This window comes from Mobiluncus curtisii subsp. curtisii ATCC 35241, from assembly GCF_000146285.1.
GTDB lineage: Bacteria > Actinomycetota > Actinomycetes > Actinomycetales > Actinomycetaceae > Mobiluncus > Mobiluncus curtisii.
In genome coordinates, this window is sequence record NZ_GL385912.1 from 1452511 (window position 1) to 1467013 (window position 14503).

Genomic DNA, 14503 nt, shown 5'->3' on the forward strand with positions numbered 1-14503 from the left:
GCAGATTACCCATTGTTAGAAAGGACTCCCCGGTTGACGCGGTTCACGCCTCAACCGGGGAGTCCCCGTATATAAGCAGTCAGAAAGACTTAGAGCATACAGCTGACGCAGCCCTGCACTTCGGTGCCTTCCAAGGCAGCTTGGCGCAGGCGGATGTAGTACAGCGACTTGATACCTTTGCGCCAGGCGTAAATCTGGGCTTTGTTTACGTCACGAGTTGTAATCGTGTCCGGGAAGAACAGGGTCAAGCTCAGTCCCTGATCCACGTGTTTCGTGGCTTCCGCATAGGTATCAATAATCTTTTCGTACCCGATTTCGTAAGCATCCTGATAGTAGTCAAGGTTGTCGTTGGTCATGTAGGGAGCGGGATAGTACACTCGACCAATCTTGCCTTCTTTGCGAATCTCAATCTTGGACGCGATGGGGTGAATCGATGACGTTGAGTTGTTGATATAAGAAATCGATCCGGTGGGCGGAATCGCCTGCAAATTTTGGTTATACAGACCGTCACGTTTGATGTCTGCGGCTAAAGCCCGCCAATCTTCCGGGGTCGGCAGGTGGATTGAGGACTTCTCGAACAGCTCGCGAACTTTGGCGGTTCTTGGCGTCCAGTCTCCCTGAAGGTACTTTTCAAAGTATTCGCCACTGGCATATTGGGAACGTTCGAAACCTTCAAAAGTGACGCCACGCTCTACTGCCAAGGCATGAGACGCCTTGAGGGCATAGAACGCCGTAGCGTAAAAGTACATGTTTGTGAAGTCCAGACCTTCATCTGAACCATAGAAAATCTGGTTCTTTGCCAGGCAACCGTGCAGGTTCATTGCTCCCAAACCGATTGCGTGTGACATCGAGTTACCGCGCTGAATAGTCGGCACGCATCCCACGTTCGTCAGGTCCGACACCGCGGTCAAAGCGCGAATCGCGACGTTGATAGATTTTGCAAAATCCGGGGATTCCAAGGTCTTGGCGATGTTCATGGAACCCAAGTTGCAGGAAATATCCTTGCCGACCTTTGCGTAAGACAGGTCCTCATTTAGCACGGAAGGCTCGGACACTTGGAGGATCTCGGAGCACAGGTTCGACATGATGATGCGCCCATCAATCGGGTTTGCCCGGTTTACGGTGTCCTCGAACACGATGTAGGGGTAGCCGGACTCGAACTGGATTTCTGCCAGAGTTTGGAAAAACTTGCGGGCGTCAATCTTTTTCTTGCGGATGTTGGGGTTATCAACCATCTCTCGGTACTTTTCCGTGACGGAAATATCGCTGAAAGGCACCCCGTAAACCCGCTCTACATCGTAGGGACTAAACAGGTACATCGGTTCCTTGTTGCGTGCTAGCTCAAAGGTGATGTCGGGAACCATCACGCCCAGGGACAGAGTCTTGATGCGGATTTTTTCGTCCGCATTCTCGCGTTTGGTGTCCAGGAAAGACATGATGTCAGGGTGGAAAGCGCTGATGTAGACCGCTCCGGCGCCTTGACGTGCCCCCAGTTGGTTTGCGTAAGAAAATGAATCTTCCAGCAGCTTCATCACCGGAACCACGCCGGAGGACTGGTTTTGAATCTTTTTGATTGGCGCGCCCGCCTCGCGCAGATTCGTTAGCAGCAAAGCGACGCCACCCCCGCGCTTGGACAGCTGCAGCGCAGAGTTTATTCCCCTAGCGATGGACTCCATATTGTCTTCCAGACGCACCAGGAAACACGAAACCATTTCTCCGCGGGCTTTCTTTCCCGCATTGAGAAAAGTGGGAGTGGCGGGCTGGTAGCGTCCCGCAATGATTTCCTCCATGATGTCTACTGCCAGCTGTTCGTCCCCACGTGCCAGGTACAACGCCACCATACACACGCGATCCTCGAAGCGCTCCAGGTAACGCTTGCCATCGAAAGTCTTTAGCGTGTACGAGGTGTAGTACTTGAACGCCCCCAGGAAAGTCGGGAACCGGAACTTGTGACTGTAGGCCTTTTCATACAGGGACTTGATGAATTCGAAGCTGTATTGTTTGAGGGTGTCTTCCTCGTAGTAGCCCTCCTCAACCAGGTAGTCGAGCTTTTCTCGCAAATCATGGAAGAACACCGTGTTCTTGTTTACGTGTTGCAAGAAGTACTGACGAGCCGCTTCTCGGTCTGAGTCGAACTGGATTTTCCCGTCCTCGCCATAAAGGTTCAGTTTGGCATTTAGCGAGTGGTAATCGTGTTCGGCGTCGAGGAATTCGTCCTCCTGAGTGTCGGTCATGACTCCGGTGACGCCGGGGAGTCCAAATCCGCTTGCTGAGAGTGTAGGTTCGCCCAAAATTCTTCCAATCCTTTTCTGACTGCAGTTACATCTTCCGGGGTTCCCAACAGTTCAAACTTGTACAGGAAGGGAACCTTGAGTTTATTAGAAAGCACTTTGCCGGCGATGCAGTAAGCTTCGCCGAAATTGGTATTTCCGCTGGAAATTACGCCGCGGCACAAGTTGCGGTTGTGTTCAATGTTCAAAAACTTGATGACCTGTTTGGGAACCGCTTTGCTGATGTCTCCTCCGCCATAAGAAGGCACCATGAGCACGTATTCCTCGTCAACCAGTAAAGGTTCAGTTCCGGGGCGTATCGGGATACGCAACGCTGGAACGCCGACACGTTCTACGAATCGTTTGGTGTTTTCAGTTGCAGAGGAAAAATAAACCAATAACCCCACGGTCTTGCCTTACTTCGATGCGTTTCTTTTAGTGGATTCACAAGGTGCGCCGGTCGCGCTGTGGGGGTGGCGGAGTGGCACGTCCCCACTCCACGCTGGGGGAGCGCAACGAGCGAACCGAGATGCCGTGATTAGATAGCAGCGGCGAGGGCGGTAACGGCGAGAGCTTTGATTTTATCGGGACGGAATCCTGACCAAGCATCATCTCCGGCAAAAACAACGGGAGCCTGCTGGAATCCCAAGCTCTTGATGTGATCGAGAGCGTTGACATCCTCGGTCAGGTCTACGGTTTCGTAGTCCAGACCCTGCTTGTCCAAAGCGCGCTTCGTTGCGTTGCACTGAACACAGTTAGGCTTCGTGTAAAGAGTGATACTCATCTTAAGGCTTCCTCCGCATATCTCCCAGTGTGTAATCCTCCCAGCGGTATCTTCGTGGACCGCAAAAGGGAAAACTACAACGTTGTTATTCTATCAGCACCGAAAAGTCCTGTCGAGTTCAAAACACTACACCTTGGGGGCGGGCGTGTCTACTACCACTACATGTAGTGGTAGGTTTTTCTTTAGTGCATCCTGTGGACAAGTCTGATTTCAGCTGTGGACGAGATTGTGTATAGCTGTGTTAGCCCACGTAGTAAGGCTAAGTTACACGGCTGTAGTTATCCACAATCTGTGCAAAAGCGATCTTTTGAAAAATGATAGTCACGGCGTGTCGCCATACTTTCGGGGAAGCTATAGAATTTTGGCTATGGAAATCGAGAAAACCAATGTGGAATCTTTTCAGCTTGATCACACTAAGGTAAAGGCTCCGTTTGTGCGGGTAGCGCACCAGGAGACTTTGCCCGGTGGGGATGAGTTCATCAAGTACGATGTGCGGTTTTGCCAACCCAACGTGGAGCATCTAGACATGCCGGTGGTGCATTCTTTGGAGCACAGCATGGCAGAACATATGCGCGACCATACGGACAAACTGCTGGATTTCTCTCCGATGGGCTGCCAAACAGGCTTTTATGCGATGACCCTAGGTATTCAGCCGGAAGAATTTATGTCGATATTACAGGCAACCCTGGTTGACATAGTTAACATGAATGAGGTTCCGGCAGCAAATGAAGTGCAATGTGGTTGGGGGAAAAGCCACAGCCTGGCAGGAGCACAAGCCGCAGCGCAAAAGATGCTGGACCACAGGGAAGAATGGGGTCGCATCTATTCGCACTAAATTTGAAATTCGGTAACGTCTCAAGAACGATGCGTTACATAACTTCCTCCGGTTCGCGCAGCCCTAACAGGCACAGCGCTACCAGGAAACTTAGGCGGGCGACATCTCCCGCTCGGGAGTAGTTCTCTGCCGCCGCTTCAGGTCCGCACAAATCACTGATGCCACGGATCGCGAGGAAGGGGACCTCAACTCCGTAAGCGACCTGCGCCAGAGCTGCTGACTCCATATCGACTGTAATCGCCTCGGGATAACTTTCTCGCAGCTGTAAAGCAGTCTCGGTGCCCACAAACTGATCGGCAGAAAGAAATTCCCCGCTGCGGGTGCGCGACCCTGCCAGTCGTGTGGGCAGAGCATGAAAACGACCTAACAGGTCTCCATCAGCTAAATAACGTTCGGGCATTCCCGGAATCTGACCCAAGGCGTAACCAAACTCGCGCGCGTCGGCGGTAGAAAACAGACAAGATGAGGCTGCGACTACGTCCCGGACTTGTGAATTCGCATCCAAACCGCCAGCTGAACCGCAGCTAAAAATGTAGCGCGGGGAAACATATGCTAGGGCAGCCGCCAGTGAACTGGCAGCGTTGACCAGACCAATCCCGGTGGTCAACAAGGCAACCGTGGCATCCTCAATCTGGAGCAGTTGCAAGCTACCTTTCGCTCCCAGACGCACCAGATTTCCCCCGCCTTTAGCCAAATCCCACAGTGGAGCTGCTTCGTCCTCCATCGCGGCGGTGATGATAGCCAAAACCGGAATGCGAGCGGGGGGCAGGGGAAGATTTAGGTCGCGGTCGACTGACATATCGAGCCTTTCGTGTGGCTGGTGGAAAAATCAGGAAATTCCAAGAATCCCGAATCAAAATTGTAGAGCATATTTGGGGCACCCTGCAGATTTCGCGTTTCCCCAACCCGCTCCGATGGTTTACCGAGGGTGTTAAGAAGCGGTGAAGAACTTCAAAAAATTGCCGTGTTTGCAACTCTATCGGCAGGTTAAACCTGTCAGTCTGCACGTTGGCAGCGCCCCGGATGAGCGTCCGGGAAACGCGGGAAGATTTCGCCCGCAACTTCATGATAAAATCATGGCTCGTGCTGAAAAGCGCGACTTGGTAGAGTGTCCGAGCGGCCGAAGGTGCAGCACTCGAAATGCTGTGTGGGGCAACCCACCGTGGGTTCAAATCCCACCTCTACCGCCATTTTGCTGGGGTAACATTTCGCGGTGCCCGGTCACAAATTAAGTTTCTGTGGAGACAAAGTTTCGTTCTGGCGTTGCATCCAGGTTTACCTGCGCTCTCCAAAAAACGCTTTCAACAGCGCCTTTATCCGAGGCTCGTCCACTCCGCCTTTAACTTCAACCTGGTGGTTGAGTCGGCTATCGCGCACTACATCGCGGATAGACCCGCAGGCGCCAGCTTTCGGGTCCCAAGCTCCGAAAATAAGCCGTGAGATGCGGGCGTTCACGATGGCTCCGGCACACATCGTGCAAGGCTCCAGCGTCGCGACCAAGGTGCAACCCTTGAGATTCCAACGCTCCAGCCGACCCGCGGCTTCTCGTAAAGCCACAATTTCCGCGTGAGCGCTGGGATCGTACGGTGGATTTTCGCGCTGGTTCAGCCCCAATCCCGCTACTATCCCCTCCGGGGTTAACACCACGGCGCCGACCGGAATGTCCCCAGCCCGACCTGCCTTCTGGGCTAATCTATATGCAGTGTCCAAGGCACGCACCTCTGCGGAGGACAAACCATAAGCCGCGCCCCCGCCTTGTGAATTCACCAAAAAATCATCGGAACGGTTGGGAACAGGGGAAATATTGGAGAAAACCATAAAGTAACTCTAACCGACCCGAGTGAACTTGACGCGAGACGGGGTCCTTTCGCGGTAAGTTAACACCATGCACTTATATGTTGCGGATCATCCGCTGATTAACCATAAATTGACCCTGTTACGCGACAAGAACACCCCGTCGCCGATGTTTCGTCAGCTCGTGGATGAGCTGACGACTTTGCTGGCCTACGAATCAACCCACAATGTTCGGGTGGAAACGATAGATGTAGAAACCCCTCTGACCAAAACGCAAGGTCAGATTTTGGCAGACCCGCGTCCCATCGTGATTCCGATTTTGCGTGCCGGCTTGGGGATGCTGGAAGGCATGACTCGTTTGCTGCCAACTGCGGAAGTCGGATTTTTAGGAATGAAACGCGATGAGGAAACCCTCGCAATTGAAACCTACGCCAACCGGTTGCCCAGTGATTTATCTGGGCGGCAGTGCTTTATCGTCGATCCGATGTTGGCGACGGGCGGAACCTTGGTGGCAGCTATCAACTACGTGTTGGAACGTGGTGCTCGCGATGTCACCTGCACGTGTATCCTTGCTGCTCCCGAGGGAATTAAGGTCGTGACCGACGCGGTGGGGGACCGGGCGGACGTGTCAGTTGTTGTGGCTGGGGTAGATGACCATCTGAACGATGATGCCTATATCGTGCCGGGTCTGGGCGATGCCGGAGATCGTCTCTACGGGCTGGTTTGAACCAAATTTATTAATAAAAAATTGCTGGCGACCAAGGAAATACTTGGTCGCCAGCAATTTTAGCTAGCTATTCTCAGAACGCCGGGATGACCGAGCGATCCTTCCAGGTGTCCTCAATGTACTTTTTCGTCACATCTGAATGCAGCAGCTCGTCAAGCTTCTTAATGTCCTCGAGCTTCTTCTTTTCGTCAGCGCGCCACACTAGGACGTTTACTGCCGGGTTGTCTTTCGGATCCTCCAAGACCAATGCGTCAGCAGGGTTCAAGCCCCCACCTTGCGCGAAGTTGCCGTTGATGACGGCAATATCCACGTCAGGCAGCAGGGACGGTTCAGAAGCACCATCAACTTCGGTGAACTGGAAACCGTGAGGGTTAGCGTCCGGCTTAGCCTTGACATTCACGACCGAGAGGTCCTTGATGCCCTTTAACTGCAGCAGATTGTTGTCCTCTAGCAGTTTGAGCTGACGTGCCTGGTTCGACGGGTCATTGATGATGGCAATCTTGGCGCCATCTTTGAGTTCGTCGAGACTCTTAATCTTGCTGGAAAAAATGCCCATCGGCTCCAAGTGGATGCCCTTGCCGGCAGTGAACTTATAGCCACGAGATGCCGATTGCTCCTCGAGGTAGGGTACCGTCTGGTAGTAGTTGGCATCGATGTCGCCAGATTTCAAAGCCTCGTTGGGCTGGATGTAATCAGAAAATTCCTGAACTTTAATGGTGATTCCAGCCTTCTTCGCAGCGCCGGAGTCCTGCAGATACTGCAGAATTTTAGCGTGCGGAGTGGGAGAAGCGCCTACGGTCAAAACGTTTGCGTCAGAGGTGCCGCCTCCGCCACAAGCAGTTAACGAAATAGCTAGAGCACTCGCGCCTAAAACTGCGACGGCACGAGCCATAAATTTGTTCATGATGTCCCCTTCCTCGAGCTCAAGTTAATAATGAAAGGATAGTAAAGATTTGGGAATTAAGAAAAAGCCCGGCGAAACCAACTGTAAAACCGGATGCTGGGCAAGACCGGGAAACCCCGTAAACGTGCGCGAAAGGGGAGTTGAACCCCTACCCCATCACTGGGACACGGACCTGAACCGTGCGCGTCTACCAATTCCGCCACTCGCGCGTGTGCGGTCGTTTACAAAAACAACGCCATAAAAAGATACCTAAACTATGTCAGTTCGGCAAATTTTAGGATTTATCTGCAGGAGTTGGCGTGATGGAGACTGGTATCGTCTGAAAATTTCTTGAGGGGAAGGTGTTGAAAATCCTCCATGAATCGAGAGTTATCTGGTTAAGTTGAGTTGCTTGGAGGGCAAACTCGACCCTGTAATCTGGCAGTTGATTGAGAAATACGGGGAAAGTTTAATTCTTCTTTACAGAATCATGCGCCCGTATCTGTTTCAACCTTGTACAATGGTTCCTAGTTATTTGTATTTCTAGGAGGATTGCGGGTTTATGACTGGCGTAAACGTGCCCGGCAGCGGTCAGGGAGGCAGACCTGCGCCTAAACCTGCAAATGCCAACCCAAACTTGGTTTCTTTGGGAGACACTCCCTCCGGAGCGGTTCCGCTTGATTCCGTAGCGGTACCCCTGGACTCGCAAGCAATCCCTCCCCAGGGCTACGCCGGCGCTCCCAATAACGGCAATTTAGTTTCCTTAGGTGAAGGAATGGGCGGTGCGGTACCCCTGAATGGTGCCGGCGACTTCTACAGCGATCAGACGGTGCCGCTCAACGGAGAACCTAGCGGTATGGACGGCGTGATGGGAATGCCGCCAGCCACACCGATGGGTATGCCAGCGTACGATCCGAACAGTCAGTCTCTGGATCCGAACGCTTACGCTGGTTATGGTTACGGGAATTCCAACATGGTTCAGCCGCCTTATTCTGGCGGTCAGATGCCCGTCTCTGACGGCTCTGGGTATCCGGATTATTCAGGATACCCAGTACAAAACCCACCGAATGCTCCGGGTCAGTTCGGAGCTTTTCCCATGCAACCAACGGGATACCCCCCGATGGGAGCGCCCGCTCCTCAATATGAACCCGAACCTATGGATCCGCGCTTGGTGGCGCAGCGCGCTGAGGAACAGCATCCTGATTTGCAGGATATTCGTACCCGTGTGCCCTTTAATATGCCGACTTTAGGATCCGACCAATCCGCGGTGGTCGGACGGGCTTCCCGGCGTAAAAAGCGCGATTCCGGTCAAAAGGAAAACAAGTCCGAAGGCGTGCTGGGGAATCTGACTCTGCCTGGCGATCCAAATGCGGGTCTGTCCCTAAAGGAACTGTTGGGTCAACCGGTGTCAAATATGGCGGCGGTGACGATTCTGAGCCCGAAGGAAATCGAAGATTCTGACGGTCTGCAAATGCGAGCCGTAGGTCTGGCCGTGGGTGCGGTACCCGAAGTGGATGCCCGCTATGAGATTCCTTACATCGCGCGTGAACACCCGTCGTATTACACCGGGTATGAAATCAGCTTGATTATGGAGTCTATCCGCGACCCTGAACATGCCCGCCAAGTGCTGGCTCGTATCGTCGCGATTCCGAGATGGATTCGCTGGGTAATTTCCCTGTTTGGTGGCGTCTGCGGGGCGGCCGTATCCGCTTTGAACGCTTTCCTTTCCTTGATTGCCTTTACCGTCTTGATGTCGATTGTGCTGCTTTTCACCTATTCTTTTGCCAGTCGTATCGGTTCCGGACGTTTCTATGATCCGACCGGATACAAGGTGATTTGGCTAGGGTCATTTATGCCTATCGGTTTGCTGTCCGCCATTATCGTGGCGCGCTCGATGGTGGGACAGCCCTGGCTGGCTTTTATTGCCTTTGTTATCACAACGATTTGCGGTATCGTCTGGATGACTTGGATTCAAAGCTTCCAGGTGCGCCGTCTGCTATCCTCTGAAATTCCAGACGAGCCAGCTGACGAGTAATTTAGTCGATTCGTCGACTAGCGACCACCCTGAACCGAGGTTGGGACGCCGCGGTTAATCGAGACTAAAACGGGACCACAGTCACCGTAACTTTAGTGATTACCCAAGCTAGGAACCACACTGTACCCCAGCCTATAGACAGGAAAGACAGACCGAATGCGGCACGCAGCAGTCCGTCTCCAGGTTGGTGCTCCGACGAGAGCGTACGCACTCGCAGCAATCCACCAGCTAGGACCGCCACGATGAGGGCAGCAATTGAAAGAAACACTGGCACCAGGAAACTGATAAGGGAAACGACGAACAATGTAATGACTACACCAGGAATTTTTTGGGCGGAGTCAGTGTAACCAGGTTGGGAAAAAACCTCTCGTGGGTTGACCTTTTCCAGGTCGGGGAAATCCGAAACATAGGCGTCGCTCACCCGTTTAGCCTAGCGCAACAGGCGTTTTTTTGCGCGCCGGGGGGCGTATTAGGATGGGAGGGACAAATTCGGGAGTCTGCAAGGAAGGACGAAACATGTCAGAAACGAAAACCAGTAATTTCAAGTGGAAATTGCATGGGGACGGCAAGCGTATCTCTACCGGTGAGGTAGTTCAGCCCAACGAGCGTCTGACATGGCCACGCACGATAGGTATCGGAGCCCAGCACATTGTCGCAATGTTCGGGGCGACTTTCCTGGTGCCGCTGCTGACCGGTTTCTCTCCCGCAACCACACTGTTCTTTACGGGTTTGGGAACCATCCTGTTTATTCTCATCACGTCCGGACGCTTACCTTCGTATTTGGGTTCGTCCTTTGCATTGATTGCTCCGATTGGTGCGGTGACCGGTTACGTTTCGGGTGGTGGCGCTCCCATTGACTCGGACAAGATGGCTCTGGCTCAAGGTGGAGTGATTTCTGCCGGTGCGCTGCTGCTGCTGGTTGGGGTGCTGGTTCATTTTGCTGGTGCAGCCTGGATTGACCGCATCATGCCACCGATTGTGACCGGGGCAATTGTGTCTTTGATTGGTTTCAACCTGGCACCTTCGGCGTGGAACAACGTCAAGCAGGCTCCCGTGACCGCTACCGTGACCATCTTGTCCGTCCTGTTGATTACCGTGCTGTTCAAGGGCATTATCGGACGTTTGTCGATTCTGATCGGGGTGCTTATCGGCTATGCGACCGCGGTGATTCGCCACGAAGTAAACTTTGAAGCCATCAGCAAAGCTGACTGGGTAGGTTTCCCGTCATTCCACGCCCCGACCTTTAGCCCCGCCCTGCTGGGTTTGTTCCTTCCGGTAGTGTTGGTCCTCATTGCTGAAAACGTGGGGCATGTAAAGTCCGTGTCCGCTATGACTGGTCAGAATCTCGACGATTTGACCGGTCGGGCTTTGATTGCGGACGGTCTGTCCACCATGATTGCCGGTAGCGGTGGCGGTTCTGGTACCACTACCTACGCGGAGAACATTGGGGTTATGGCAGCGACTCGGGTCTATTCCACCGTGGCATATATCGTTGCCGCTATCGGGGCTTTGGCTTTGTCGATGCTGCCCAAGTTTGGTGAAATTATCGCCACCATTCCGCCAGGGGTTCTGGGTGGAGCCGCCACGATTCTGTACGGCATGATTGGGATGCTGGGAGTGCGTATCTGGGTCCAGAATCAGGTAGATTTCGCTGACCCGGTAAATCTGAATACCGCCGCGGTGGCGATGGTGATGGCTATCGCGAACTACACTCTGGTAGTCGGTGACGTGAAGTTCGAAGGTATCGCGATGGGTTCTTTCGGAGCCATCGTCATGTACCACGTCATGCGGGCGATTTCTAACCTGCGTGGCACGAAGCTTGAGCAAGCCTCCCCGGCTTCTGCACCAGCTGGTACAGAACTGCATTCAGAGGCTTATTCTAAGCGCCATGCGGATCAAGAAATCCGGGCTGCCCAAGGAAGAAGCGATGCCCAGGATTGAAGCAAAGGACCTGATAGGTCAGGGTGATTCCAAGGAGATACGCGTCAAGCGGCGGCGCCGCACCCTGGCTCGCCAAACCGTGATTTTTGGCTGGATTGTTCTAGCCATGGCAGCGGTTCTAGTGGTTTCTTTGCCTTTTGCGATGGGTCTGGTTTCTCTGCCTTTTGGTAATTCTTTCGTTTTGTCCGAGGAAGCCAAGGCGAAAGCCCCGCCATGCACCCCGAAAGGAAAGCCGGTTTCACTCAAGGGCGTGACGGTAAACATATTCAACGGATCTTCCCAAAACGGTCTGGCTACGCAAACAGCGCAGCGGCTGAAAGAATTCGGGGTTAAGGTCAACGTAGTTGGTAACTCGCCAGATTCCTATGCTGGGGCGGCTCGGATTAACACCAGCAAGAAAAATATTGCGAAAGCATTCTCTTTGGCGCGGGCTCTGCCAGAAGCTGATGTCAGGATTGATTTGAATCGTGGCGCAGAGATTAACATCCTGCTGGGAGAACAGTTCCAAGGGGCGCTCGCTATGGATAATCTTAGCGACGGCGACTTGGGACCCTATCCGCAAGCACCGAAAAATTGTCAGGAACTTGACTAAAATTCCCGTGGATAACGCAGTACGCCTTGGAGAATCTGGGAAATCCACGCGATAGATAATCAATTAAGATTGGAGTGGCATGTTTTTAGCTATGCTTGAAACTAGATTTATCACCAATCGATACGAAGAATACAGGTAAGACCAGTGAAAGGGGAACGGCGTGGGGTTGTTTTCTAAGAGCAGACCCGATACCAACGGTCCGGTTCGTCCCTATCTTAAAAGTTTTGCTGGCTGGGAAGCGCCCTCGACATTCGCCACCGTTGAGGATTCCCTCGAACTGCAAGACGATTTTGCGGCACTGTTTGCCGAATATAACGTGGACGATATTCACGGCGCGGAGTTTGACGACTGGGCTTATCTGGTGCGAGACAGAAACAACTCCGATGATTACGCGGCGGTTTGTGTGTGGGTGAAAGGTCACTTTGTGGGCTATTTGGATCACGCTACCGCCGGTAAATACGTGGTGGAGCTAAATGGTTTGGACTCCCAGGAACTCAATCTGGTGGTGCCTTGCCACCTGTGGGCGCAGCGCACTAAATCACGGTTAGCAAATCGTGTCACCTTGAGCTTGCCGCCCGTAGGCGGTGTGGGGCCGGTAAATCAGTTCCCGAAAAAAGCCTTCACCATCTTGCCTCCGGGGGAAGAAATTCCTTTGGAAGACTACGATGACCACATCGCTCCGCTGCACCCGTATATTTCCACGGGCAAGACGGTACCCGTAGCTCTGTGGATGCAAGAGGATAAAACCGGTCTGGGAGCCTATCTCGACAAGAAAACATATATCGGGCGAGTTCCAGACCGTGCTGCCGAGCTAATCGCGCCCCTGGTACGGATTGCGGTGGCGCATAAACTTATCCCGATTGCTCGCGGGATGCTGACTGGCTCAAACATTCGTAACGACCTAACTATTGTCACGGGGGATACCCGTACGGTGGGTTCTCACTGGAATCCGACCCATGACGGTGGCAAATAAGCCATGAACATTTCGCAGAGAGTCTAACCCTATATTTTAGAAATACTGGGGTTGACCGGATGCTGTGTTTCTATCTTAAGTACAACCATATTAGACCCGAAACAAACCGGTAATGGAGATACCTTAGAACTATCGGCGGGGATTTGAGCGCAGAGTTGTTCACAAAGTTTGACACTGTGAATTGTGTGTAAAAACGTCGTTAAAAAGGTAATAAGTGTCATGTACAGAAAAGCTGTACAGCAAAACCGTTGACTTGTATATTCGGTACAAGTAACTTATTTTCATCGCAGTTTTTGTAAAGGGGCAAAAATGGTCAACACGTCACCTCCAGTATATGAACAAATTGCTGAGGTCATACGTCGGCAGATTCATGACGGTGATTACCTCGTGGGAGACAAGTTGCCCTCTGAGAATGAACTCTGTGAAATTCATAAAGTGGCACGTGGAACAATCAGAAGAGCGATAAATGGATTAATCGCGGAAGGTTTGCTGGAATCTGAGAAGGGCAAAGGAACATTTGTCACATCGCCCGAAAGTAAAACTTTATTGTGGAATTTTGGTTCACTAACAGACCGCCTCAATGATACTTCCGAGCGTGCCCTAGCTAAAGTTCTGGAGCAGACCGTCGTGATTCGTGGAAATAGGAAAATGTTGAGATTGAAACGCTTGCGCTCTATTGAGACGGAAAATACGGTAATACCAATCAGCCTTGACATTTCGTTTCTTCCCGTAGACCTGCTTCCAGGTATCGAAAAGTACGATTTTGAAGATGAGTCTATCTATCGCATCTTGAGGGAAAAATACAATCGGAATCCGACCCAATCTCTTGTTTCACTAAAAGCCAGGATAGCAGATCAGGGCACAAAGCGGATTTTGAAAGAATTGCCCAGCACTCGCTGTTTATTACATGCTACTGGCGCTACCTACGATAATGTTCATGTTTGCATTGAGGAAAGCGAGATTACCTATTCTTCTCGAGTGCAGGCAGTTATGCACATCGATCATCACAATGGATATACTAAACCACTACAAATGACAAAGGAGTTACATCATGTCCATGAATAAAATGAATAAAATGACAATCTATTTAATACCAGTTGCGATAGCGCTTAATATTGTTGTTTCGCAAATTGTATTTGCGCTGAAGCTTCCCATTTGGTTGGACTCTATCGGGGTCGTTCTTACGGCAGTGATTTGTGGATTCTGGCCTGCCACTATCGTCGGTGTGCTGACCGGAGCAGCCTCCCTGATAACAAACCCCTCCAACATATTTTACATTCCTTTATTTGTCGTCACCGCCGGGGTAGCCGCTTTACTGGCTCGTAAGCACGGATATTCGTCCTTCCTTCGTTCTCTCCTGTCAGGTATTTTAAATGGGCTAGCAACTGGTATTACGGGGTCTCTTATTACGATTATGGTCTATGGTGGTCTCTCTTCAACCGGAACTGGAATCATTGCTGGACTGCTGCGCCAGGTTGGCGCCCCAAACTGGACTGCTGCTATGGCAGCCGGGGTATCGGGTGATATTACCGATAAAGTTTTGACTGCTTTGATTGTGTTCTACATACTGATTGCGCTGCCCCAGCGCACACTTGCCAAATTCCCTCGTGGAGAAGCCTATTTGCTCACCCGCGAGAAAAAACAATCAGATAAAGACTCTGAATAGGTG

The 14503-nt window shown here is 52.0% G+C and carries 15 protein-coding genes and 2 tRNA genes; 9 read left to right on the forward strand and 8 right to left on the reverse strand.

The genetic code is table 11. The features are described 5' to 3' along the window. Window positions 1–89: 89 nt before the first annotated feature. The 3 genes from nrdE to nrdH form a co-directional block, all read right to left on the reverse strand. A complete protein-coding gene (gene nrdE, locus HMPREF0574_RS06330) occupies window positions 90–2234 on the reverse strand; it encodes a class 1b ribonucleoside-diphosphate reductase subunit alpha (protein WP_036324942.1) in 2145 nt (714 codons plus the stop codon). After that, on the reverse strand, window positions 2231–2677 hold the full coding sequence (gene nrdI / locus HMPREF0574_RS06335) for a class Ib ribonucleoside-diphosphate reductase assembly flavoprotein NrdI (RefSeq protein WP_004007891.1): 447 nt from the start codon (window positions 2675–2677) through the stop codon (window positions 2231–2233). Before nrdI ends, nrdE begins: the two co-directional genes overlap by 4 nt. A gap of 131 nt (window positions 2678–2808) precedes the next feature. Further along, window positions 2809–3054 (reverse strand): glutaredoxin-like protein NrdH, encoded by a 246-nt coding sequence (gene nrdH, locus HMPREF0574_RS06340; RefSeq protein WP_004007892.1) that lies wholly within the window; start codon window positions 3052–3054, stop codon window positions 2809–2811. A 367-nt stretch (window positions 3055–3421) separates the two neighbouring features. Between nrdH and HMPREF0574_RS06345 the strand changes: the two genes are divergently transcribed. Next, on the forward strand, window positions 3422–3889 hold the full coding sequence (locus tag HMPREF0574_RS06345; RefSeq protein WP_004007893.1) for an S-ribosylhomocysteine lyase: 468 nt from the start codon (window positions 3422–3424) through the stop codon (window positions 3887–3889). Between the two features lie 34 nt (window positions 3890–3923). Here HMPREF0574_RS06345 and mtnN read toward each other — a convergent pair whose 3' ends face one another. Then, the gene (mtnN, locus tag HMPREF0574_RS06350; protein WP_004007894.1) at window positions 3924–4688 is read right to left on the reverse strand and encodes a 5'-methylthioadenosine/S-adenosylhomocysteine nucleosidase; all 765 of its coding nucleotides are present in this window, start codon (window positions 4686–4688) and stop codon (window positions 3924–3926) included. Window positions 4689–4991: 303 nt separating this feature from the next. Here mtnN and HMPREF0574_RS06355 point away from each other — a divergent pair. After that, window positions 4992–5079, forward strand: a tRNA-Ser gene (locus HMPREF0574_RS06355). Window positions 5080–5164: 85 nt separating this feature from the next. On the opposite strand, the gene HMPREF0574_RS06360 is transcribed toward HMPREF0574_RS06355, so the two are convergent. Continuing rightward, window positions 5165–5707 (reverse strand): nucleoside deaminase, encoded by a 543-nt coding sequence (locus tag HMPREF0574_RS06360; protein ID WP_004007895.1) that lies wholly within the window; start codon window positions 5705–5707, stop codon window positions 5165–5167. Between the two features lie 67 nt (window positions 5708–5774). On the opposite strand from HMPREF0574_RS06360, the gene upp reads away from it, so the two are divergent. Then, window positions 5775–6410: a uracil phosphoribosyltransferase gene (upp, locus tag HMPREF0574_RS06365; RefSeq protein WP_004007896.1), complete on the forward strand. Its 636-nt coding sequence runs from the start codon at window positions 5775–5777 to the stop codon at window positions 6408–6410. A 73-nt stretch (window positions 6411–6483) separates the two neighbouring features. Here upp and HMPREF0574_RS06370 read toward each other — a convergent pair whose 3' ends face one another. Both HMPREF0574_RS06370 and HMPREF0574_RS06375 read right to left on the reverse strand, forming a co-directional pair. After that, complete coding sequence (locus HMPREF0574_RS06370; RefSeq protein WP_004007897.1) at window positions 6484–7314, reverse strand: MetQ/NlpA family ABC transporter substrate-binding protein; 831 nt, start codon at window positions 7312–7314, stop codon at window positions 6484–6486. Window positions 7315–7439: 125 nt separating this feature from the next. Continuing rightward, window positions 7440–7523, reverse strand: a tRNA-Leu gene (locus HMPREF0574_RS06375). A gap of 332 nt (window positions 7524–7855) precedes the next feature. Between HMPREF0574_RS06375 and HMPREF0574_RS06380 the strand changes: the two genes are divergently transcribed. Next, on the forward strand, window positions 7856–9328 hold the full coding sequence (locus HMPREF0574_RS06380) for a hypothetical protein (RefSeq protein ID WP_236585956.1): 1473 nt from the start codon (window positions 7856–7858) through the stop codon (window positions 9326–9328). 64 nt (window positions 9329–9392) lie between these two features. On the opposite strand, the gene HMPREF0574_RS06385 is transcribed toward HMPREF0574_RS06380, so the two are convergent. Next, a complete protein-coding gene (locus HMPREF0574_RS06385) occupies window positions 9393–9749 on the reverse strand; it encodes a hypothetical protein (RefSeq protein WP_004007899.1) in 357 nt (118 codons plus the stop codon). A 95-nt stretch (window positions 9750–9844) separates the two neighbouring features. On the opposite strand from HMPREF0574_RS06385, the gene HMPREF0574_RS06390 reads away from it, so the two are divergent. From HMPREF0574_RS06390 to HMPREF0574_RS06410, 5 genes are all read left to right on the forward strand, one after another. Continuing rightward, a complete protein-coding gene (locus HMPREF0574_RS06390) occupies window positions 9845–11269 on the forward strand; it encodes a uracil-xanthine permease family protein (protein ID WP_004007900.1) in 1425 nt (474 codons plus the stop codon). Further along, window positions 11217–11861: a LytR C-terminal domain-containing protein gene (locus HMPREF0574_RS06395; protein ID WP_236585955.1), complete on the forward strand. Its 645-nt coding sequence runs from the start codon at window positions 11217–11219 to the stop codon at window positions 11859–11861. The genes HMPREF0574_RS06390 and HMPREF0574_RS06395 overlap by 53 nt, the downstream gene beginning before the upstream one ends. 160 nt (window positions 11862–12021) lie before the next feature. Further along, window positions 12022–12834 (forward strand): hypothetical protein, encoded by an 813-nt coding sequence (locus HMPREF0574_RS06400; RefSeq protein WP_004007902.1) that lies wholly within the window; start codon window positions 12022–12024, stop codon window positions 12832–12834. Window positions 12835–13143: 309 nt separating this feature from the next. Further along, window positions 13144–13899, forward strand: coding sequence for a GntR family transcriptional regulator (locus HMPREF0574_RS06405; RefSeq protein ID WP_004007903.1), 756 nt, complete (start codon window positions 13144–13146; stop codon window positions 13897–13899). Then, window positions 13886–14500, forward strand: coding sequence for a hypothetical protein (locus HMPREF0574_RS06410; protein ID WP_004007904.1), 615 nt, complete (start codon window positions 13886–13888; stop codon window positions 14498–14500). Before HMPREF0574_RS06405 ends, HMPREF0574_RS06410 begins: the two co-directional genes overlap by 14 nt. Window positions 14501–14503 lie beyond the last annotated feature (3 nt).

What these genes read in the sequence shown, in the direction of transcription:
- nrdE (WP_036324942.1), bottom strand. Translation starts at nt 2,234, where the DNA reads ATGACCGACACTCAGGAGGACGAATTCCTCGACGCCGAACACGATTAC.
- nrdH (WP_004007892.1), bottom strand. Translation starts at nt 3,054, where the DNA reads ATGAGTATCACTCTTTACACGAAGCCTAACTGTGTTCAGTGCAACGCA.
- HMPREF0574_RS06345 (WP_004007893.1), top strand. Translation starts at nt 3,422, where the DNA reads ATGGAAATCGAGAAAACCAATGTGGAATCTTTTCAGCTTGATCACACT.
- mtnN (WP_004007894.1), bottom strand. Translation starts at nt 4,688, where the DNA reads ATGTCAGTCGACCGCGACCTAAATCTTCCCCTGCCCCCCGCTCGCATT.
- HMPREF0574_RS06360 (WP_004007895.1), bottom strand. Translation starts at nt 5,707, where the DNA reads ATGGTTTTCTCCAATATTTCCCCTGTTCCCAACCGTTCCGATGATTTT.
- upp (WP_004007896.1), top strand. Translation starts at nt 5,775, where the DNA reads ATGCACTTATATGTTGCGGATCATCCGCTGATTAACCATAAATTGACC.
- HMPREF0574_RS06370 (WP_004007897.1), bottom strand. Translation starts at nt 7,314, where the DNA reads ATGAACAAATTTATGGCTCGTGCCGTCGCAGTTTTAGGCGCGAGTGCT.
- HMPREF0574_RS06380 (WP_236585956.1), top strand. Translation starts at nt 7,856, where the DNA reads ATGACTGGCGTAAACGTGCCCGGCAGCGGTCAGGGAGGCAGACCTGCG.
- HMPREF0574_RS06390 (WP_004007900.1), top strand. Translation starts at nt 9,845, where the DNA reads ATGTCAGAAACGAAAACCAGTAATTTCAAGTGGAAATTGCATGGGGAC.
- HMPREF0574_RS06395 (WP_236585955.1), top strand. Translation starts at nt 11,217, where the DNA reads ATGCGGATCAAGAAATCCGGGCTGCCCAAGGAAGAAGCGATGCCCAGG.
- HMPREF0574_RS06405 (WP_004007903.1), top strand. Translation starts at nt 13,144, where the DNA reads ATGGTCAACACGTCACCTCCAGTATATGAACAAATTGCTGAGGTCATA.
- HMPREF0574_RS06410 (WP_004007904.1), top strand. Translation starts at nt 13,886, where the DNA reads ATGTCCATGAATAAAATGAATAAAATGACAATCTATTTAATACCAGTT.